The organism is Vallitalea okinawensis (assembly GCF_002964605.1).
GTDB classification, from domain to species: domain Bacteria; phylum Bacillota; class Clostridia; order Lachnospirales; family PQDH01; genus Vallitalea_A; species Vallitalea_A okinawensis.
Map to the genome: position 1 here is coordinate 393,747 of NZ_PQDH01000002.1, position 22,778 is coordinate 416,524.

Here is a 22,778-nt window from a genome sequence, read left to right on the forward strand (position 1 = left end):
CTTCTTTTAATTTAACTTCAGCATACTCTTCCTCTGTTTAAATGAGATTAGGGCTTGCTTGTTTTCATCATATAATTGTAAAAGTGCTAATGGTAGGCTTGATACTAATGTCACTGTTTTTACATCTGTAAAATGATCATTGTTCTTATAGCATACTTTTAAATTGTAATTAGGTATTTTGGAGTTGAGATGGTGTATATGATGATAACCTATGTAGCCACTAATCCATTCTAATATAGTTGGCAAACGATAGAATGTACTACCTTTTAAAGCCGCATCAACAAAATCCCATGATTCATTCTCTTCCCAATAAACTTCTTCAAACTGATGTTGGATATAGAAAAGCCAAACACCTAAACTACTTGCTATAGCAAGGGTGATTAACTGAACAATTAAATAGTCCTTTATTGAAAAAATACTCCCATATATGGTACCAATAATGATGATACCCAGATTGGTTATCATATAACTGGTCCATTCAGATTTACCCGAATGCCTTTTAGGTAATCTATTAAGTACCGCAAATAGTGATATCGGCGCTACTCCAAACAAGAAAATAGGGTTACGGTATATTCGGTAAATAACCTTTTTATACCATTTAGAATTATCATACTCCTTGACAGTCATTGTCCATATATCACCTGACCCACGACGTTGCAAATTCCCAACAGTACCATGATGAATCGTGTGCTCTTTTTGCCAGGGTACAAAAGGTGTAAATGTGAAGATACCAAATATAGTCCCCAATAGTTGATTCCAATTATTTGATTTTACGAATGATAGATGGGTACAATCGTGGAATAATATAAAGACTCGTACCATAAATCCAGCAGAAGCAATTAGAACTGGGATTAATAGTATAGGTGATGTTTTCTCTTGAAATAGATATAGAGATAGAGTCAATAAAATAATATAGGGTACTAGTGTATTAATAATTTGAATGATTGCTTTTTTATAATTAGGTTTTGCGTATTCTTTTAGGTCTTTTGCCCATTGTCTCTGTTTCATAATTATCTCCTTTACCATATGATGTAGTAATATTAACTACATATAAGTATAGCGAAAATAATAATCATTGTCAATAAACATTTATTTTCCTGTACTCATTCTCTATTTTTCCCCTACTAGTTTTTCGACGATTTGTTTATTCCGAGCAAAAACTGCTCTACAAAAATATTCCACTAAAAAAGCACCTAACATTTTAGTTAGGTGCCCTTAAAATTCCCTATTTCATAGGAATTAGCTTTATATAATCTTCAACAGTACCATCATTTAAGAAGCACTCAATTATTTCTCTACCAATTGGTAATAATTCATCAGTATTAAACTTAACAATTTCTTTCTTAAAGAAATCTGTTAATACTTTTGCACCTGCATCATAAGCCTCATTACCAACTCCAAGCTGATAATTTGTTTGTAAAAGACCTTTTGGTAAATCTTTACCATCAACTCTTAAACGCTTCAATGCATAGCCTAGAAGTGAGCAACGTGATGCTTCAATTTGATCATCTTTAAATTTAGCATTACCTTTTCTAGCTAAATATTCTCTGACAATCCATTGTGGTGTAAAACCAACTTCATGAGAACCGATATGTTGATTTGGTATAAGGACATATCTTGTATTAGGTGTGTTAATAATTTGTTCTAAAAGTAGGTTTGCTTGATCCACCATTTTACCAGTTGCAAATGGCCAATATGAACCTACACCTTCACTACTCATACCCTCAGTATCTGTAATACTTGGGTTTGCATGACCTCTTGGAGCAACTAATCTCCAAATCCATGCTAAAGCTGGAGGAAGTACATGTAAGCAACCAATGATACCATAACTTGGGTCATCAGCAGTACACGCTGGTGTTCTAACACCAAAACTACGTATATCTACTTCAACAGGCTCATTAACAACGCCTGGAACAAAACTTCTAGGCATAATAACCCTTGGATTTGGACATGGTTTACCAGGAGCATCCATGATATGATCCCAAATAAGAATAGTGGAACCAGGTGAAGCATCCATATTTAAGAAGATTAAAGGCTCTTTTGGATGGATACATAATTTTTCATGGTGTGGTGATGTACCATATTCTGTAATATGATTAAAGCGTAAGAACCAGCCTGCTTCTGCATCTTTTACAACAAGTTTGCTTTGATTTTGTAGTTCTGGATGACAAATTGCCATGTCATCAGTAATTGGACTGAGCTCACATGTATCAGAGATTTCTAAGAAGAGTTTTTCTTTCGTAATTAAGTCCTTAGCTAAAAGAACACTACCATCTCTTTCTCTATGAATCTCCTCAATCATTTCACTCTTTCCACCACCACTTGCACCTTCATGCATAAGTACTAATTGGTTATCATATGGTGTCGTAACTAGAACTGTAGAAGCATGAACTGTTGTCCAGTTCTCTAACTCACCAATGTTTAATAAAACACCGTAGATACCTTTTTTTGCACTTGGTCCTGGATATAGATTAAATGAAAATACCTCATGAGCGTGTTTTAATCTGTTATGAACAACGACTTGTTTGCCGTCAAAATGCGTATGTCTGAAAACAGGCGCTAAGTAAATAATTGCTTTTGGTTCAAAGTTATCATTAACTTTATCTTTTGGAATAAAACCTTGTAAATCAGCCAGACCGGCTGTAAAGAATGCTGCATTCTTTGGTCCTATTAATAATGCTGGGTAGCCATATACTTCATCACCAGCAATGAATGGCATTGCAATAAGCTCTTGCTCTTTTAACCACTCAAAAGTCTCTAATCTTACATCATCAAATGAATGGTCATATCTTTCCTCATAACGAGTTTTATCAGTTTCTAAACTATCTCCAATTAATAGACAGTTTGGGTCACGTCTTCTCATATACTCTTCATGATAATTAACAGACGCACCATTTTTACATTTAGTTACAGTCGCTTCTTCAACTACTCCTATACCTTTTACATCATACTTAACTTCAAAGACTTCTTCAGCTCCCCCTGTAGCCAACTCTAATAAGTGTTGTCTACTTTCAGGAATTATTACTTCTGAGGCAGATTCTAAAATATCTAAAACATCCTCATGTAAAACAAAATAATCACTAATTTTGGTTTTCATAATAGTCCTCCTTAAGTGTTAGTAAATGTTACTCCTCATAAACTTCAGCCAGGAATATCTCTTTATCAGTATTGTGAGAAAATTCCTAGTATAAAAACTAAAGCCAATATTCATACAAATACTTAATGAATATTAGCAACTCATAACTGGTTCAATACCATTAATTCTATCTTTAATGTCATAATAGTACTGTGGGAATACTCCCCTCCACTATGAGATGAGTATAAATCATCTCGTCATTTGTCATAAATTTAAACACTATATACATGCCACTGGAATGGACCTAGTTCAGACTACGTCAATTCCTCCCCCATGTTACCACTTTATTCTATCATACTTTGAATAATCTTGCAAGTTATTATTAAAATACATGCAATTATATAAATAAATCTTGTTATGTCAGCTTCTTTCAGATACCTAGTGGTTTATCATATTGATAACTTATTATTAACAATCTACACAGTACTCATCCAGTTAATAATCCGTAACAAAGCTCGTCATCTTATGTTTATCATGAAGAACTTTCACGTTAAACATGCTATCTCCTTAAAAAGTGAATTATACAAATGGTCAATACAGTTATAGAATTATGTCGTATTATTCACAATCATATTGAAGCTTCTCAGTTGCTACACAGCAAATATCGCAGAATACATTATCCAATACACAGCTGTCTTCAATTGCTTAGACCTCCTTTCATCACTTTAATGAATTCACCTCCATTTAAACTTCAAAACCACGGAAATGGTCTTTGTTGAAAATCATTAATAGACTAATAACACATTTTATCCTTAATTCCATTAATAGGTATTTACATTTTTCAATTGAAGTATAGAGAAGTAATTTATTCATTTTCACAATATTATATCAATTAGCTAACATGTTTTTGTCTTTTATTTCACGAGATCCCTATTATTTATTGCTGATCTCCAAGGATTTATTATTTTTCGATCATTTTACAATAGTGTTACTATTATGATAACACAATTACAGAAACTTTCAATAGTCAGAATTTTTACAACCTCTAAATTCCTTTACTATTTTTAAATTATTCCATTTCAGTTTTAGATTTAAATACCAGGTCTCTTGCCTTAAACTTCATCTAATTTATTGAAATATGCTCCTTTTCATCTTTATATTCCCCTAATTCCTCCAGTTTATTTAATTTAATTTCTTGCACTTCACCAGTACTCATATCTTTGACATTAACTTTCCCACTTTTTATTTCATTATCACCGATAACCATAACATATGGAATTTGTTCTTTGTTGGCATAACTAAGAGCCTTCTTTACTTTTCTACCAGTCATATCTATATCAACTCTTAATCCTAAATTCCTTAAATCTTTCACAACTTTTAGGCACTCTACATTTGTTCCCATGGGTATAACATAAACCTCAATATAAGGATCTTTCTTAATTTGATTCTTTAATTTTAACGCTTCATAAATTACATCTAGACCAAATGTCATACCTACTGCTGGATATTCATTACCGTTATCAAGAAAAGTTCCAATAATCTTATCATATCGCCCCCCTGCCCCTATGCTGGATGAAATACTACCATCTTCTAGAAATACCTCCCATACAGTACCGGTATATATTTCAAGACCTCTAGCTAGACTGGGAGTGAATCTAACAAATTCTCTCAAATCAAGAGCATCTAAGTATTGATTTAGCTCTTTTAATTCTGTTATTCCTTCTATTATACTGTCATCGTTGATTGTCTTAAGTTCAATCAATAACTGTTTAGGGTCCATTCTCAGATACTTCAATAATCGGTCGACATATTCTTTAATTATTCCTTTATTCTCTAACTCATTGCATACACTTTCTTCACCTATTTTTTCAATCTTATCTATGGTTAATATAACATCATTAAACTGCTCCTTTCGTATACCAGCTAACTGTATAATCCCAGATAAGACGTTCCGATTATTATAAGAAATGTATACATCAAGATCAAGGGCGTCATATATTTCTTTAGTCATGGATATGAGTTCTGCTTCAGCCATGACCGATTTCACACCAACTATATCAACATCACATTGGATAAACTCCCTGTTTCGCCCTATCTTCACAGGTCCATCTCTATACACTTTACCAATCTCAAAACGTTTAAAAGGCATTCTCAATTGGGGATTCATACCGATTACTCGAGTGAATGGGACTGTTAAATCGTAACGAAGACCTAGCTCACGCTGTCCTTGATCACTCAATTGATAGACTTCTTTCAATATCTCTGATCCTCCAGCATACTTCCATGACAAAACGTCAAAATAACTTATAATTGGCGTTTCTAAAGGTTGATAACCATACTTCTCAAATACATCTTGTAATTGTCTTATTATTCTCTGTCTAACTCTTTGATCCTCTGGCATGTAATCATAGGTTCCTTTTACATTTTTAAGCTCTAAACTCATACAATGACCTCCAAATTTATATTTTTGCTTCGGTTATAAATAACAAAGCACTATAAGTGGATGATGAAGATATAATTCTTCATACAAAAAAACACCATCCAGGTTGAATTTTCATACCTGAATGGTGTTTTGCTCTATCTTCAACACCTCAGGCACAAACACGAATAGCGCTTGTGCCTAAGGCTAAATGACCTTACTTACAAGCGCTGTTTATGACGGTGATGAAGTTGTTGTATTGCTATTAATGTAGTAAACATATTAATCACCCTTAAAGTTTTGTTCATTATAATTCAATCAAAATTAAATGTCAAGAAATTTCTTAGATAATTAGTAATTATTATTGTTTAATACGATTTCTTGTGCTACCATATAAATATGAAAATAATGACATTTATAAGGAGTTTCTTGCGAAATACTCTTCGACACTTTATGAGTCGCATGGTGCTATTATGAAAGAATACGTAACTATTCCAGATGAATTATTACAAAACACAAAAGAACTCCGGAATTACTTAGATATATGTTCTGTTTATATAAAACACTAAACCTAAAGTATCAAAAAAGAAAAGTAATTAATTAACTTTACTCTTTAACAACATGGTCAATAAACTAGGAGAGAGAAAATGAACAAATATTTTAAACCTTATTTAGCACTCATTAATATTATCGGATTTGCAACTATCATATTTTCGAGTTTAACTTATCCATTAGTCATTAATGGGCTATGGGTAATACTATTCTGTTTTTCTGTCATAGCAGAATTTACAAGCATTCAATATAGCTCAAATAAACATATTTCTCTTGTAGCACCATTAAGTATTGTCTCTTTGTTTTTTTTAAACCTAACTTCAACATTATTTTTAATCGTAACTACTCATATAGCAATCAATATTATCGGAAAATACTATCATAAGACTGTTGATAAATTCATCAATGATAAATTTCTTTTTAATATGTTTTGTATTGGTATTAGTACAAATTGTGCCTATTTGATTTATCAACTGGATTTTAATTTATTTCAAATATATAGCTTTTACATAACCCTTCTCCTTATGGTTATCGTACATAGTCTTGTAAATTATTTATTAGTCAGTATTGTGGTTTATTTATATACTGGAAATACAACTGAATCGAATTTTGATTTAAAACAAGTTCTATTTAGTTTTTATTATTTTTTTATGACTTCATTATTCCTTATTATTGCTCATAAAGATTACTCTTATTTTGGTTTATTCGCAGTATATATCTTTCTGATACCTTTCCAAACCAAAATGTTAACATATATCAGTGGTAAGGAATTACACGATAATTTAAATACAGATCAATTAACCAAAGCTTATAACAGGTATTGTTTAGACAAGATAATGACAGATAAAATTAATGAAAAAATACCTTTTACTATTTTGTTCTTAGATTTTGATAAATTCAAATATATCAATGATACATACGGGCATTTAGTTGGCGATCAAATTCTGGTTCACTTTGTACAACTAATTAATCATCACGTTAAAGGATCTTATAAACTCTTTCGCTATGGAGGAGACGAGTTTTGTATCATACTTAATAATCCTAGTGACAAAGAGCTTATTATTCATCAACTTGAAGAACTAAAAGACCAATACAAAATGACTTATGAAAACGAAGTGATTACCTATGGTTTTACGATTGGTGATTATACTTATAATGGTGAGAAAGATGTAAAACCATATCACATATTAGAACATGTAGACAAGTTAATGTACGAAAAAAAGTAAATATAGGACAAAAAAAAGGAAAGAAGCTATCTTCTCTCCTTTTTTTGTCCTACCATCTACTATAGTAATTCTGAGTTTGTACTCAATCCATATATAACCATATCCATGGGTTCCCCGCTAAAAGTTTCCTTTTCTTCAAAGTCAGCTATTTTTTTAAACTGACTTCTTACCAAAAGAGCAATGGATTTCATATTGTTTCTATTGGTGTATGCTTCTATTTCTAGAAGTCCCATAGTATTAAAACCATAATCAATCACTTTCTTCAATGCTTCAGACATAATCCCTTTACCGATATTGCCCGGGAAAAGTCCATATCCTAACTCAGCTTTAGAATTTTTTTCAGAAATATTCCAAATCGAGATAGTACCTAATATAATGTTTGTTTGAGGATCAGCAATTGCCCATATAATCCATTGATTCTCCTTCACCCCCTTATTCATCTTAGTAATATACTTTCTAGCCTCATCAATTTCTGTATAGATCTGCATATCCACATAAGGAAAATTATCTTTATCAGACTGATAATTGTAAATAAGTTGAGCATCTTCTTCAATAATTTGCCTTAGTAATATTCTATTAGATCTTAGTATTGGAAAAGGAGTAAAGTTCAGTTCTTTCATACCTCAGCCTCCTAATTAGAAATATTATTTTTATTATAACATTCAATTAAGGGTATATGCACTAGTTTAGTGCTCCATCTCCCTATAACCACTTATCTCTATGGTTTCCACATGATCTCGCTTTAAGTATAAAAACGCGATCTAACATTTTATCTATGAATGTGACTCACCACTGTCAGCAAAAGACTTCGGGATATTGATAATTGCCTTAAAAAGATCTCCATCAATATCAACTCTAAATTGCCCACCTTGAAGTTCTGTTAAACTCTGAGCAATACTTAAGCCTAATCCACTACCTTCACTGCTTCTAGCTTCATCGCCACGCTTAAATCTTACCATCAATTCATCAACAGGAATATTTAAAGCATGATTTGAGATATTTTTCATTACAATGGTTACATCATCCTGATCTTCTATGATGTCTAAATAGACTCTGGAACCAGTCATAGCATATTTAAAAATATTTGATAAAAGATTTTCCATAACACGCCATAATAATCGTCCATCAGCTTGCACATAACAAGGAGTCTCTTCTCTATTAAGTTTAAATATTAAACCCTTTTCTTCTATAACATGATTTAACTCCCCTAAACCTTGTTTTATTAAAGCTATAACATCAATTTTTTCTAAATGGACTGGAATATTGCCACTTGATGCTTTTGATGCTTCGAAGAGATCATCTGTTAGCACTTTTAAGCGATTTGCCTTTTGTTCAAGAATTTCAACATAGTCATTAGCCTTCTCTGACTTCTCCTCTTTCTTGAGTAAGTCCACATAGGTAATGATAGATGTAAGAGGGGTTCGGATATCATGAGAAACATTGGTAATTAACTCAGATTTTAAGCGTTCGCTTTTTATCTCATTTTCAACTGCTTCTTGTAGACCACAGCTTATTTCATTAACTTCATTAGCTAGCTTACTTAACTCACCATTGGTTTCTAATATAACCTTATGGCTCAACTCACCTTTTCTCACTTTCTCCATACCTGATTTAAGACTATGGAAATCTTTCACTTGTTTAAGCAGAAGCCACATGACCACCAAGAACGCTAAAGGAGCAAGAAGTGGTAAAACAACACATAGTATTGTATAACCTAGTATGATGATGGTGAGTTTTACCCCTAAATTACCATTGCTGTACATCTCTATCATAACTTCTTTTAGCCACCTAAATACTTTATAAATTAAGGAATGCTTAAGGAATTCTCCCATTGATAAATCTTTGGTCATGGTAAACAATAGTGGAAAACCTATTAGAGCTGCTCCCCCTGTAGCAAGAATAGCTCTCATATTAGGATCGTAATAATACCTGCCGTAAATTTCCATCATAAGAAATACCCATGCAAGGATAATTGAGCCCCCAAGCATTAAAGAAATATCCGTATAAATCCCTCTCTTAGCATCTTGCCTTTTACCTTTTCGCCATGCAGAAACAGCCAAAATAATAAAACCAATTATAAATCCAGCTAAATATACCAATGTTTCCTTTGCAATATTAAGAACAACTGCTCTTTCACTACTCCACTTATCAGCTATTGGTTGTGTATATTCCTCTCCTATAGCCATGTAGATATGCCCGTCCATTCCATATTGAAGGCTCTCCATGAACCATGTCTCATTATGGTTATTTAACTTAACAGGATAGACCGTCATATCGTTGTTATCTACAATAATATGAACTGGATATTCTTTAAAGTAGTTTTTATTATTTCCTTCACCAACCACGAAGGTTTTATTCCCCTTTGAAGCTGAGAAATATAATCCTTCTTCCTTACTTAGTCGTGAATAAATAGTGTTTTGGAGTTCCTTATCATCTGTCGTCAGCATATTATGTATACTCTCCAAGGTATCACTTAATTCGTTATAAAGGATCTGACTTCCATAAAAATCGTTCTCACTAAGTAGATACAGTGAATGACGATTTGTACTATAAAAGTTTGCTGCTGTTACTATACCAGCTGTAAAACTACTTATAACCACTATAAACATAATAAGATAAATAAATTTATGACTCATATTTTTCAATTTTGTAACCAATGCCCCACACCACCTTTAAATATTTAGGTTCCTTTGGATTAATTTCTATCTTCTCACGAATATGACGTATATGTACCGCCACAGTATTTTCTGGATTAATTGCTTCCTCTCCCCATACTTGATTATAAATTTGGTCAATGGAGTAAACACGGCCAGCATTCTTAATTAAAAAACTAAGAATTCCATATTGTACAGGGGTTAGTTGTACAACTTCACCATCGACGGTGACTTGTTTACTGGAATCATCTACATAAAGACCTCCTGTACAGTACACATTTTGCTTAATTTCCATACACCCCAATGACGTATAACGTCTTAACTGTGATTTAACCCTTGCAATTAGTTCTAATGGATTAAATGGTTTCGTCACATAATCATCAGCACCCATGTTTAACCCTATGATCTTATCAGTATCCTCTGTTTTTGCAGAAAGCATAATAACTGGGATATTCGCTTTCTCACGTATCTTCATAGTCGTTCTTAAGCCGTCCATATTTGGCATCATTATATCCATAATAATTAAATGTACTTTATACTCTCTCATAATATTTAATGCTTGTATACCATCATAAGCTTTTAATACATTATATCCTTCATTAATCATATATACTTCTATTGCATCAACAATAGCTTGATCATCATCGCAAATCAATATATTCATGATGTATCCCCCTGTTTTGGTAATAAATTTCTCCTCATATTATATCACCTCAATCTCTTTCTTCATATAGAATTATAATGGATAAATCTTAAGACTTTCTTAATGAAAATCTTAGGATATTCTTAAAAAAAGGGAAAAGCTAAGGGACATAAATATTGTTTGTAGGATTTAAGTATGATAGAATGGATGTAATTTACGAGGAGGTATGCTATGAACTCAAAAATAAATACTATTATTTTCGATTTAGACGGCACATTATTACCAATGGATGCTGAGTTATTCATGAGCATTTATTTTGATGAAATGGGTAAGCATTTTGCCGATTTAATAGATCCACGAGAACTTATTAACCACGTTTGGTCATCAACGAAAGCAATGATAACAAACCTTGATCATAAAACAAATGAAGAAGTTTTTATGGCTGATTTTGAGAAAAGAATTAATGGTGACTTAAACATATACACACAAAGATTTGATAAATTTTACGATACATTATTTAGTAAGACTAGACAAGCCGTTTCCGAAAATGATTTTATTAAAAAAAGTATTCAATTATTAACAGAAAAGGGCTATACACTTGCTATTGCAACTAATCCCTTGTTTCCTAAAAAGGCAATTTTGCAAAGAATTGAATGGGCAGGACTTGAAGCCAGTGACTTTTCTTATATAACTCACTATGAAAACAACCACTATTGTAAACCCCAAATTCAATTCTATGAAGAAGTATTACAAGACACCAATAAATCTGCTGATCAATGTATGATGGTCGGGAATGATGTAAGAGAAGACTTAATTGCAGGGAATATCGGCATAAAAACTTTTTTAATTAAAGACCATATGATTCATAATGGCGAGGATCACATTGTATCTGACTATATTGGTGAATACCAAGACTTCTATAAGTTTGTTATTAATTTGCCAAAGCTAAATTAATTCGTCCAAATTTAAAAGCAGACCTCCCTTTAATGATTGTTATAGACATCAAGGTGATGGTCTGCTTTTATCTTACATTAAATAATTTCTGGTATTATGTTCTCAATCCAATTACAGAATTTCACTGACGCTTTATTAGCTGTTTCTACTACCCGCTCATGGGAGTGTTTGACTTTCTGAATACCTGTTGCCATATTAGTAATACATGATATCCCTAAAACATCGAGTCCTAAATAATTCGCCGCAATTGTTTCAGGTACTGTGGACATACCAACAGCATCTGCGCCGTTGCCCGCTATCATTTTAATTTCTGCTGATGTTTCGTAGTAAGGTCCCATGAAACCAGCATAAACGCCTTCTTTATAGTCGATTCCAATAGTCTTAGCAACTTCTTTCGCTTTATCCATGAGATAGATTTTATAAGGTTCTGTCATATCAGGAAAACGAGGTCCAAAACGTTCATCATTATAACCGATCAGAGGATTGTCCGATACTAAGTTAATAAAATTATTGATTAACATTAATGTACCTGGTTCAAAAGTTGTATTAATACCGCCACAAGAATTTGTGATGATTAACTTCTCTATTCCTAGTAGCTTCATAACATATACAGGGTAAGTCACTTCTTTCATGGTATAACCCTCAAAATAATGGAACCTACCTTGCATAGCTAAAACTTCTACTCCACCAACTCTCCCAATAACTAATCGTCCATTGTGACCTTTAACTGTTGACTGTGGAAAATTAGGTATATCTTTATAATCGATATATTCTTTACCTTCCATTGTATCAACTAACCCACCAAGACCAGAACCTAGAATTATACCTATCCTAGGCTTATATTCGGTTTGATTTTTAATATAGTCTACTGATTCTAAAACTTTTTCATACATTTTTTCCATAACGTCTCCTCCATTTTCCATAAAATTAATAGTCATATTTAAACTGATAACCATCAAATACTGCTAAACCTTCATCATTGAGGACATTTTTTAATTACTATCTGTCCATCTTTAACTAATAGAGCTCCAAATGGTTCATTGCCAGCTAAACGCGATTCAGACGCTAATTGAAGGGCTTTTCTCATATAATGAATATCATAACTGTCCATGCATACTATTCCCTTCAACTCTGCTTAATAACACAATTGTATAGTAAATAAAGTATTCAATATATGACATTTGTCATATACAGAAATGTTAACAAAACTACTCTTATGTGATATGATTGAATAGCAGTTGTTAAGGACTATTAAAGTTGGTGAAAAAAGACGATGAATGATAGAATGTTAATCAGTAAATATCTAAAGGAATTTCAACTAGAGGAAGTACTTTCTGAAGAACTCATAACTAACTTAACTCTTCAGAAACATAATAGTGGTGACTATATCCTTGCACCTTTAGAACATATAACCTCACTTTCATTACTTGTTAGGGGTAATGCAAAAGTATTTACAATTGGAAAAAACGGTCACGCATACTTATTAAGATTTTATAAGCCGCTTGAAATTATTGGTGAAGTAGAATGGCTCCTTAAGCAAACATCTAGTTGTATTGTTGAGGCACTTGAAGAATGCCATACCCTTAATATTAGCTTTAGTTCTCTCAAGCAATATACTGATGATAATTGTCCATTTTATAGATTCATATCAACTGAGTTAGCCAAGAAATTAGCTAAGTCTTCAAAGGCAAGCTCAATTAACTCTTTATTCCCTTTGGAGAACAGATTAGCAAGCTATATCATCAGCATACCATCCACTAATACTTCAAACTCCATCTCTAATACCGTCATTGAACTACCACAATTACAGAATGTAGCAGAATTATTAGGTACTAGTTACCGTCATTTATTGAGAACACTTCGCTCTTTGGAGAGTAAAGGACTATTAAAACAAAACCGAAATCGAATCACTATCTTGGACTATACCTTGCTTAAAGATTTAGCTGGTGATTTATATGAATAATCACCTTTTAACATGTCTATTTTACTTTAAAAAAATAGTTTGAATAGGGTTTGATTTACTCCCTTAGAGGTAAAGATAGAAAGAGACACCTGATTAAGGTGTCTTCTTATTTATTGAAGCTTTTCAACTCAAATTCTATACAAAATACAGTTTCTTTACCTATTTCACTTTCCATATAAATTTTACCCCTATTAAGTTCTGTGAACTCTTTTGCAATAAATAACCCAATACCCATACTTCCAAACTCAGTATTTCTACTTTGATCAACTCTATAAAAACTTTCAAATATTTTTGTTTTATGCCTCTCTTCAATACCTTCTCCTTTATCTTTTATAGTAATAACGACTTTACCTTCATAAGAGAGACAACTAATACCTATATACTTACCTGTTTTCCCATATTTCATAGCATTGACGATAAGATTTCTTACTACTCTTTGCATGCTAGGAATATCAATCTCGACAATATGCTTACAACTTGGAATATTGATGTCCAGTTCTATATTTTCCTTTTTTAGTAGTGGAATATATTCAATAACCAAACGCCTTATCAATTCGTTTATATCGCAGAGTTCAAATACTAAAACCTTTTCATTAACTTCAAGTTTCATCAGCTCCAATAGATCATCCAACATCTTTTCCATGGCTTTTGTATTCTTCTTCAATATGTTAAAAGCTTCTTCTTGCTCCATCTGAGTATGGTAAATTTTGTTTTCTAGTGCTTCAATATATCCAGCAATAAGTGTTAATGGTGTTCTCAAATCGTGAGATAAACTTGTCACCATTAGATGTTTTTTTTGAAGATCTTTTTCTCTGTTATTAATTTGTTTCTTTATTTTATGAGTCATCTGATTAAATACATCTGCAAGGTGCCCTATTTCATCATTATAGGCATCTTCAATTCTAATGTTTAAATTCCCCATTTCAAATTGGCTTAAAGCATTATTCAATCTATAAAGCCTAAAAGTGGTTTTTTGCATAAAAAGAAAAGCTATACCACCGGATATCACTAATGTAATGATTAAACCTATAAGAAAGATTTTACCAGCTAACCCCACTCCTTTATTATTGAATGCTACCATGATGGATTGGTAGTCATTTTTATTCACAACAATAAGCAGTATAGCTTCATCTTCTGAAGGATAGGTGATGTCTTTTGCCACTACCCATTCCTCTTGAGCCCAACTTGCATGTTGTGACAACCTATCTAAAATCCACTCTCTAGAGTATACACCTTTAACATCACCAGTAGTATGTATTAAATCAAATTGATCTGTAAGTAATTCAAATTCCATATGAAGATAATCTTCTGCGTATCTATTTATAATGGAAATGCTTTCTTCTAGAGTTGTCCTTTCTAACTCCTCAGCAACTATATCTCTTACTTCCCGCATGTATTGCTCATTAATTTGTTCACCCCATAGTGTGCTCTTAAGAAGCAGAAAAGTGACCAACAAAAAAACTGCTACTGATAAAATGATAGAGATGAAAAATGTCAAAACAATTCTTGATTTATAGGTCATGTTTCCTCCTTATTTATGGAATGAACTGATACCCAATGCCCCAGACAGTTTGAATATGTATAGGTTGTTTAGGATTTAACTCAATCTTCTCCCTAATATGACTGATATGTACCATTATACTGTTATCATCTGCCACTTGATACCCATAATCATTCTCCAACCACACGTTACTAAAAATCTGTACCTTAGTAAAAACTTGATGAGGATTTCTCATGAAGAAAGCCATAATTTTTAATTCTGTAGGTGATAGATTGATGACCTCTTTAGACTTATAGAATGTATAATTGGTATAATCCAGTTTAAAATCTCCACATACAAGTATTTCTGTTAGCTTTTGTTGATTAGTGATAATGCTATTCCTTCTTATTTGAGCTTTAACTCTGGCGACTAATTCTGCTGGACTGAAGGGTTTTGTTACATAATCATCCGCACCTAATCCTAAACCTAATACCTTATCTGAGTCCTCCTTTTTTGCACTGATTAATATAACTGGAGTCTCATTACATTCAGAACGAATTTTCTTCAACAGTTCCAATCCACTCATATCTGGCAGCATAATATCTAGGATAATGATATCTAATTCATGATTGGTATAGTAACGTATAGCTTCTCTAGAACAACTCGCTTCATAAACAGTCATATTTTCTTTAATTAGATATTTAACAATCAAACTCCTAATATCCTTCTCATCATCAATAACTAATACTCTTATTTCTGTACTATTCATTCCTCCACCTGCTTATAACAAACTAGTATCTAAAACCAAGTAAATTCCAATAATTTAAAAACCATATATATGCAAGAGAGATTAAAATACTCACTAAATAATAGGCATTTCTTATGCCATATTTCATACCTGTTCTAATATCCTTAATCCAAGTTATTAACATCACTATTATTAAGGAAAGTGATATAAAAGGAACCATTAGAAGGGCTTTTACATCAATTGGAACTCCATACTGTAGGCGTCCGTTAAAAGTATACAAGGATGTTATAATAAACCCCGCATTTAAAGCACTCGTTAATACGGAAATGTATATTAATTTATTATATGGTTTTATACTTATTTTTTTATACTTACTTCTAATTATACTATATAATTTCATGATTAGAAAAGTAATCATTACGATAATAAAGAAGGTCATACAGACAATAAATAGGCTAAGTTGAAATAATGGAGTTTCATACCACTTTAATTGAACATAAGTTCCGTGATGGCTTGTATTCGATTCTGCCATAAAGATTGTTGGTGAGTCTTCACTTTTTCTAAATACGATTGTTTGGTTATCTTCTAGATTTTTAAAAACCATATTTTCTATACGTTCTAATGTGTATGTCTTTTGGTCTGGAAAGTAATAACCTTTTTCTTCTAGAATCATTTGTCCATTTTGATTAATTTTTACGCGATAATCTTGCCCATAAGGAAAAACACTGCATTTATCAAAGGTCGTCTGTGTCATTTCTAAGAATCGATAATAACCAATAAAATCTTCAATATCTAACCAAGTTTCAGTCTCAATATTCTTATCATTTATTAAAGATTTCTTCTTTGGCAGAAACTCATCAATAATGGCTCTAACAGCTTCCTCCGGAAAATTATTATCCCCTTGATTAATCGTTACAAATATCCCCAGATTATACTCTGGGATCAAACATAAATCTGTTAAGTAGCCTAAACCATATCCCCCATGTTCCAGCAATTTATAGTTGTTATATTCTCTTATCCAATAAGTATAACCCATTCCTGTTAATACAGGATCAAAGGTTTCTTGTTGATTATGAATTTTTTTAATAGATTGCTTGGATAAAATTTGAACATTATTATACTCACCATCATTTAGATGAGCTATCATGTATTTCCCCATATCAGATGCCGTTGATAAAACACCTCCAGCCGGATAAATATTAAAATATCCAAATGAAGGATATAATTTGTATTGTCCATCACTATACTGATAAGATCTGGATAAACTCTCTACTTCCGGTAACATGGATGTATTCATCATACCAAGAGGTTGAAATATGTTTTCTTCTACGTACATACTATATTTTTGATTGGTAACATCTTCAATAACTGCAGCTGCTAAAGCTATACCATAGCTATTATACTGAATGACTTCACCTGGTTGTCTTACGACAGGTAATAAATTACTTTCTAAAAACTCTGATAGGGGTTCAATCTCTTTTCTATCTATTGATAAGTCACCTATTCTTTGATCATCTAAACCTGATGTGTGGGTCAATAATTGATGCATTGTAATGGGATTATTAAATGGATTACTAATTTCTATTGTTTTCAAGTATGAAGAGATATCTTCATCAAAATCAATTTTATTTTTTTCTGTTAGCTGCATAACAGAGTCTGCTACGAAAACTTTGCTCACCGAACCTATTCTAAAGACTGTTGATTCAGGTGACACCTTCTCTTTTGTCGCCACATCACTATAACCAAACCCTTTACTCAATAGTACTTCTTTCCCTTGTGTAATTATTATTGCAGCTCCAGGTATATGTTGACTATCCATTTCTTCCTCAAATAATTGTGTCACATATTCTTCAAGTTCTTTTTGATCAATTTTTAGGTCTTCTTGTTGTGAAATAGTCTTTCCTTGTACAGAAATAGAGAATTGCATTATTAACACTAAGCTAAATATGAGTAACACTTTACTTTTCATAATACTTTACCCCCAATTACTTTTTAGTTAGATTATAAAGATCATAACTAAAATACCTCTTAAGAAATTCTTAAAATTCCTTAAGATAATAAAGTATTCTCTTGTGTATAATTAAAATAGTGCTAATAAGATACCTACACTTAGGTAACCCATTAGCACTCTCGCAATTTTACTTCCACTCCTCACAATTCCAAACATTGGTTACAATGTCCATATAAAACTCTGGCTCATGACAGACAAGTAGAATACTGCCTTCGTACTCACTTAATGCTCTCTTCAATTCATCTTTTGCATCTGTATCCAAATGGTTGGTTGGCTCGTCTAAAATCAAAATATTAGTAGGTTGATTAATTAGCTTACATAGCCTTACTTTAGTTTGTTCACCGCCACTCAGCATACATATACTACTGTCAATATGCTCACTTGTTAATCCACACTTGGCTAAAGCACTTCTTACAACATGTTTCTTTAACCCTTCCAGTTCGTACCACACTTCATCCAAAACAGTGTGCGTATTTACACTCTTTACCTCTTGCTCAAAATAACCTATCTTCTGATAATTACCGAGTTCAACATCTCCTTGTAAAGGTTGAATTAAACCCATTAAACTCTTTAATAACGTGGTTTTTCCAATACCATTAGCTCCTATTAAAGCTATTTTTTCTCCTCTTTCCATTTTTAAATTCAATGGCTTAGTTAATGGATACTCGTATCCTATCATCAAATTCATTGTTTCAAAAATTAATCTCTCAGATGCTCTAGCCATTTTAAAGTTGAAAAAAGGTTTTGGTGCTTTCTTTGAAATTTCTATTCGCTCTATCTTATCGAGTTTCTTTTGTCTAGATTTAGCCATCTTTGCAGTTGAAGCTCTAACTTTATTTTTGCGTATATAATCTTCTAACTTTGTTATCTCTTTTTGTTGATTGATATAAGCTATTTGTAGTTGTTTCCTATTCTCTTCATAGTTTCTTAGAAAACTTTCATAGTTACCATTATATCGTGTTAAAATATTGTTTTCGATATGATAAATCACATTCACTACATCATTAAGAAAATGCATGTCGTGTGAGATTAATATAAAAGCATGGTCATAGTTTCTCAAAAACACTGTTAACCATTGAATATGATCTTCATCCAGATAATTAGTTGGTTCATCTAGTAAAAGAATATTAGGCTTTTCCAGAAGGAGTTTAGCCAGCAATACTTTTGTCCTTTGTCCACCACTTAACTCTGTAACCGTTTTATCCAAACCAATATCACGTAGCCCAAGCCCTCCTGCTATTGCCTCTATTTTAGAATCTATACTATAGAATTCATTCGTATCTAAGGTATCTTGGATTCTTGCTGTTTGTCTAAGTACTCTTTCAAGTTGGATATCATTCATTTCACTTATACGATTATAGAGCTCATTCATCTCCTCCTCTAAATCGTATAAGTATTGAAAAGCCTCACGTAATACACTTCTTATAGTCTTGTCTTTACTTAACTGAATATGCTGGTCCATATAACCCACACTGACTTGACTACTCCATTCAATTATTCCTTCATCTGGGATAAGCTTATCTGTAATAATGTTCATGAAAGTAGATTTTCCTTCACCATTTGCACCAATAAGTCCTATATGCTCATTTTTTAATAATCGAAAAGATGTATTTGAAAAGATAACTCTGTCACCAAAGCTATGACTCATGTTTTTAACTGTTAAGATACTCATTGTTTCACCTACTTATGTCTTTTTCGCTGATCTTAATTCAATCATAGCATTGGGTAGTTACTACCTCAAGTTCATAAATGATTCTGTACTAAAATGGATCCATCCAAAAAATCGGCCTCTTAAATCCTTCATCAGATTTAAAACACCGATTAATCTTAAACAACTTCTTTTTCATTTCTAATTATTCTTCTAATACTCTGCTCAGTGAGATAGTATTGCTTAGTCAAATCTTTAATAGATTCTCCTTGATTATATCTCATAAGAATCTCTTTATTTCGATTCCTTAAACAAACTCTTGTACCGCTACTTTCTCCCCAAGCTTTCTTATTTTCATGTTTTCTTGGTATATATAAATATTGACCGTCTGCATATTGTTGAATTAATTCAATAACATCTTCTGGTAATACATTTTGTGCATTTTCATACTTCATAATTTCTGCTCCTATCTACATAAAGTTCCGTAAATACCAAGCAAAAACTACATGAAAATACTATGCCTTAATCAATCTTTTAGGATTAGGCTCCGAACAAGACTTGTTCTTTCATGCAGTCTTTGCGCGGAGCCTTCAACACTAGTACATGTTTCTGAGTTCATAATTTATAACCCTCCTATCTATATGATAAATACAATATCAAATAATTCCATTACCCTATTATAACATATTATTCTGAAATACCCAATATCTTATGTCCTAATATCCAAGAACCTATTATCCTAGAGTCTAGAATTCTATTATCATCATTTGAATGCCAGCATGAATTGGACAGGTAATTCTGAAACTACTCTTGCATACATTTATGTATTTTGACCATTTCCCCATCATTATATACCACATAATTGTAAACAATGACGATTGACACTTCATCCAGATGGGCGTATTATTAAAGCATAATTTGTGACTTGACTTAGTCTACTTGCTAGAAAGAAGTCATAGCCACAAAGTGAAAATATATTTTTCACTTTATAACAGCATATGCTTAATTCGAAAGAAGCGGGGGACCCACCTTTTTGGGGCGAATTCCATTTGGATAGGACACTCTTTCAGTCCGAGCCCGACAGCTAACCTCGTCAGCATTGAAAGAGAGTACGCCTGTTATTCTGGAAGTCTATCCATAACTCTAGGTACTCCTAGAGTTTTTCTGTTACCAGGAGATATTTCTCTCACCTAAAAAGGTTTAACGTTTCTTTCTAAGCGTTGTTATAAGTTATGTCATGTTGCATAAGTATTAAACAATGCAACCTATTAAAATAACCGGGCATGTATAAATGTACATCAATGCTCTAAAAGAGCATGATAAGCTAGTATGCTTGTGCCAATAACAACTATTTAGAAAGAAGGGGTCGTATGTCAAGCATTATTATAGGTGTAGGTATTCTTTTAGGAGTCGTTATACTCATTTGGCTCATAGGTTTTCGTATTATACCCAATAACAAAGTTGCTGTTGTAGAAAAATGGTGGTCTATAAATGGTTCTTTATCCGAAAGAATCATAGCCCTCAATAAAGAGGCTGGGTATCAGCCCAATGTGCTACGTGGAGGTATTCATATACTATCACCACTTATGTACAGAGTACATATCTGTCCACTAGTAACAATACCTCAGGGGGAAATTGCTTATGTTTTTGCTAGAGATGGTGAAGCACTACCTGAAACTCAAACATTAGGAAGAGTTGTTGCTGAGTGTAATAACTTTCAAGATGTAGTAGAGTTCTTGAATAATAGAGGCCAAAAAGGTATTCAGCGTTCTATCCTTCGTGAAGGAACATACGCTTTTAATCTAGCTCAGTTTGTGATCATTACGAAAGATAAAATCTATAGCCTACCATTAGAAAAAGGAGACTCAGCAACAATACAAACGATGTCAGAAAAAATACATCAAAGGAATGGCTTTACTCCAGTCATAATAAAAGGTATAGACGATTTACTAGGGATTGTAACAGTCCATGATGGTCCTTCGCTTTCACAAGAGCATATTGTTGCACCAACAGTCGGTGATGATAGTTCCAATCGTTTGACTTATCATAATAACTTTCAAGATATTGAAAGATTCCTAGCTGCTGGTGGTTATCGCGGAAGACAGTATCAAGTTCTCACAGAAGGTACCTACTTTATTAATCGTATGTTTGCTACCGTTGAGCTGATCCCTAAAACCATCATTCCAGTTGGTAGTGTAGGTGTTGTAATATCTTATACAGGTGAGCGAGGTGAAGATGCTTCTGGTGCAGAATACAAACATGGTGAACTCGTTAAAAAAGGCTTTAGAGGTGTATGGAAAGATGCATTAACACCAGGTAAATATGCTTTCAATACTTACGCAGGCAAGATAGTTGAAGTCCCAACTACAAATATTATTCTTAAATGGATATCTAATGAAGGTGGTGAACATCTATACGATTCCAATTTGAAAGAAGTTAATCTCATTACGAAGGATGCATTTGAACCCACTCTTCCATTATCAGTTGTACTACATATTGACTATCGCAAAGCGCCTTATGTTATCCAACGTTTTGGTGACATTAAAATGTTAGTGGACCAAACCCTAGACCCAATGGTATCTGCTTACTTTAAGAATATAGGTCAAAGTAAAACACTTATAGAACTCTTACAAGAACGAAGTGATATTCAAGAACTCGCCTCCACAGAGATGAAGATTAAGTTTGAACACTATAACATCGAGCTTGAAGAAGTGCTGATTGGCACCCCATCTTCATCCAAGAAGGATAATAAAATTGAAGTTATACTTGGACAATTACGAGATCGACAAGTTGCAATGGAGCAAATCGAAACCTATAATCAGCAAGAAAAAGCAGCTGTTAAGGAACGGGAATTAAAAGAAGCCCAATCGAAAGCGGAACAACAAAAAGAATTAACTCAATCTGAAATCAATATCGAAGTCCAAAATAATGCTGGTAAAGCTGCTTATCAAAGATCCTTACATGACGCAGAAACCATTAAAACTTTAGCTAATGCTGAAGCAGAAAAAGAAGCTAAAATGGGTATTGGTAAAGCTGTTGCAATCAATGAACAAGTAAAAGCATATGGCGGTCCAAAGTATCAAGTGTTACAAGATATCGTAACAAAATATACCGCAGCAATTGAAAACGGTAAAATTCAAATTATGCCGAATACACTAGTCAATATGGGTGGTGGAGATGGTGCTGGTAACATCAATCCATTAGAAGCTTTTATAACATTATTATTGGCTAAGGAATTAGAAGATGATGGTCAGTTATTTGATGAAAACAATAAAATGACTAGTGATTTAAAGGACTTTAAAGACGCACTGTTGAATGAACAAAGTCAACCTGAATAATGAAATAGCGGATAAAGCCATCTTGTATAGTGGTTTTATCCGCTTTTATTAACTCTATAAACAGTC

17 protein-coding genes and 1 riboswitch are annotated in these 22,778 nt (G+C 32.7%); of the genes, 4 read left to right on the forward strand and 13 right to left on the reverse strand.

Going from position 1 to position 22,778, the window contains the following annotated elements:
• Nucleotides 1-6: 6 nt before the first annotated feature.
• The 3 genes from C1Y58_RS06950 to C1Y58_RS06960 form a co-directional block, all read right to left on the reverse strand.
• Complete coding sequence (locus C1Y58_RS06950) at nt 7-1,008, reverse strand: fatty acid desaturase (RefSeq protein WP_157949994.1); 1,002 nt, start codon at nt 1,006-1,008, stop codon at nt 7-9.
• A 217-nt stretch (nt 1,009-1,225) separates the two neighbouring features.
• A complete protein-coding gene (locus C1Y58_RS06955; RefSeq protein ID WP_105615293.1) occupies nt 1,226-3,097 on the reverse strand; it encodes a DUF4914 family protein in 1,872 nt (623 codons plus the stop codon).
• Between the two features lie 1,102 nt (nt 3,098-4,199).
• Nucleotides 4,200-5,519, reverse strand: coding sequence for a histidine--tRNA ligase (locus C1Y58_RS06960; RefSeq protein ID WP_105615294.1), 1,320 nt, complete (start codon nt 5,517-5,519; stop codon nt 4,200-4,202).
• Between the two features lie 623 nt (nt 5,520-6,142).
• On the opposite strand from C1Y58_RS06960, the gene C1Y58_RS06965 reads away from it, so the two are divergent.
• Complete coding sequence (locus C1Y58_RS06965; RefSeq protein WP_105615295.1) at nt 6,143-7,273, forward strand: GGDEF domain-containing protein; 1,131 nt, start codon at nt 6,143-6,145, stop codon at nt 7,271-7,273.
• 59 nt (nt 7,274-7,332) lie between these two features.
• Here the strand turns inward: C1Y58_RS06965 and C1Y58_RS06970 are convergent, their stop codons facing one another.
• From C1Y58_RS06970 to C1Y58_RS06980, 3 genes are all read right to left on the reverse strand, one after another.
• Complete coding sequence (locus tag C1Y58_RS06970; protein WP_105615296.1) at nt 7,333-7,893, reverse strand: GNAT family N-acetyltransferase; 561 nt, start codon at nt 7,891-7,893, stop codon at nt 7,333-7,335.
• 153 nt (nt 7,894-8,046) lie between these two features.
• Nucleotides 8,047-9,930 (reverse strand): HAMP domain-containing sensor histidine kinase, encoded by a 1,884-nt coding sequence (locus tag C1Y58_RS06975; RefSeq protein WP_105615297.1) that lies wholly within the window; start codon nt 9,928-9,930, stop codon nt 8,047-8,049.
• Entirely contained in the window at nt 9,899-10,594 is a 696-nt protein-coding gene (locus C1Y58_RS06980) for a response regulator transcription factor (protein ID WP_334293835.1), read from the reverse strand. Before C1Y58_RS06980 ends, C1Y58_RS06975 begins: the two co-directional genes overlap by 32 nt.
• A 207-nt stretch (nt 10,595-10,801) precedes the next feature.
• Here C1Y58_RS06980 and C1Y58_RS06985 point away from each other — a divergent pair, with 207 nt between their 5' ends.
• Nucleotides 10,802-11,524: an HAD family hydrolase gene (locus tag C1Y58_RS06985; RefSeq protein ID WP_105615299.1), complete on the forward strand. Its 723-nt coding sequence runs from the start codon at nt 10,802-10,804 to the stop codon at nt 11,522-11,524.
• Between the two features lie 77 nt (nt 11,525-11,601).
• On the opposite strand, the gene C1Y58_RS06990 is transcribed toward C1Y58_RS06985, so the two are convergent.
• Together C1Y58_RS06990 and C1Y58_RS27015 are read right to left on the reverse strand one after the other, a co-directional pair.
• The gene (locus tag C1Y58_RS06990) at nt 11,602-12,426 is read right to left on the reverse strand and encodes a purine-nucleoside phosphorylase (protein WP_330404402.1); all 825 of its coding nucleotides are present in this window, start codon (nt 12,424-12,426) and stop codon (nt 11,602-11,604) included.
• Nucleotides 12,427-12,500: 74 nt separating this feature from the next.
• A complete protein-coding gene (locus tag C1Y58_RS27015) occupies nt 12,501-12,635 on the reverse strand; it encodes a tRNA-specific adenosine deaminase (RefSeq protein ID WP_278286081.1) in 135 nt (44 codons plus the stop codon).
• 162 nt (nt 12,636-12,797) lie between these two features.
• Here C1Y58_RS27015 and C1Y58_RS06995 point away from each other — a divergent pair, with 162 nt between their 5' ends.
• Nucleotides 12,798-13,487 (forward strand): Crp/Fnr family transcriptional regulator, encoded by a 690-nt coding sequence (locus C1Y58_RS06995; RefSeq protein ID WP_105615300.1) that lies wholly within the window; start codon nt 12,798-12,800, stop codon nt 13,485-13,487.
• A 106-nt stretch (nt 13,488-13,593) separates the two neighbouring features.
• Here the strand turns inward: C1Y58_RS06995 and C1Y58_RS07000 are convergent, their stop codons facing one another.
• The 5 genes from C1Y58_RS07000 to C1Y58_RS07020 form a co-directional block, all read right to left on the reverse strand.
• Nucleotides 13,594-15,009, reverse strand: coding sequence for a sensor histidine kinase (locus C1Y58_RS07000; RefSeq protein ID WP_105615301.1), 1,416 nt, complete (start codon nt 15,007-15,009; stop codon nt 13,594-13,596).
• A 13-nt stretch (nt 15,010-15,022) separates the two neighbouring features.
• Entirely contained in the window at nt 15,023-15,736 is a 714-nt protein-coding gene (locus tag C1Y58_RS07005) for a response regulator transcription factor (RefSeq protein WP_242985352.1), read from the reverse strand.
• Nucleotides 15,737-15,758: 22 nt separating this feature from the next.
• Entirely contained in the window at nt 15,759-17,684 is a 1,926-nt protein-coding gene (locus C1Y58_RS07010; protein WP_105615302.1) for a serine hydrolase domain-containing protein, read from the reverse strand.
• A gap of 169 nt (nt 17,685-17,853) precedes the next feature.
• Nucleotides 17,854-19,398, reverse strand: a complete 1,545-nt coding sequence (locus C1Y58_RS07015; RefSeq protein WP_105615303.1) for an ABC-F family ATP-binding cassette domain-containing protein — start codon at nt 19,396-19,398, stop codon at nt 17,854-17,856.
• Nucleotides 19,399-19,553: 155 nt separating this feature from the next.
• Complete coding sequence (locus C1Y58_RS07020) at nt 19,554-19,829, reverse strand: CD3324 family protein (RefSeq protein ID WP_105615304.1); 276 nt, start codon at nt 19,827-19,829, stop codon at nt 19,554-19,556.
• A gap of 534 nt (nt 19,830-20,363) precedes the next feature.
• Nucleotides 20,364-20,489, forward strand: a riboswitch (cyclic di-AMP (ydaO/yuaA leader).
• 255 nt (nt 20,490-20,744) lie between these two features.
• Here C1Y58_RS07020 and C1Y58_RS07025 point away from each other — a divergent pair.
• Nucleotides 20,745-22,712: an SPFH domain-containing protein gene (locus C1Y58_RS07025; RefSeq protein WP_105615305.1), complete on the forward strand. Its 1,968-nt coding sequence runs from the start codon at nt 20,745-20,747 to the stop codon at nt 22,710-22,712.
• The last annotated feature ends 66 nt before the right edge of the window (nt 22,713-22,778 follow it).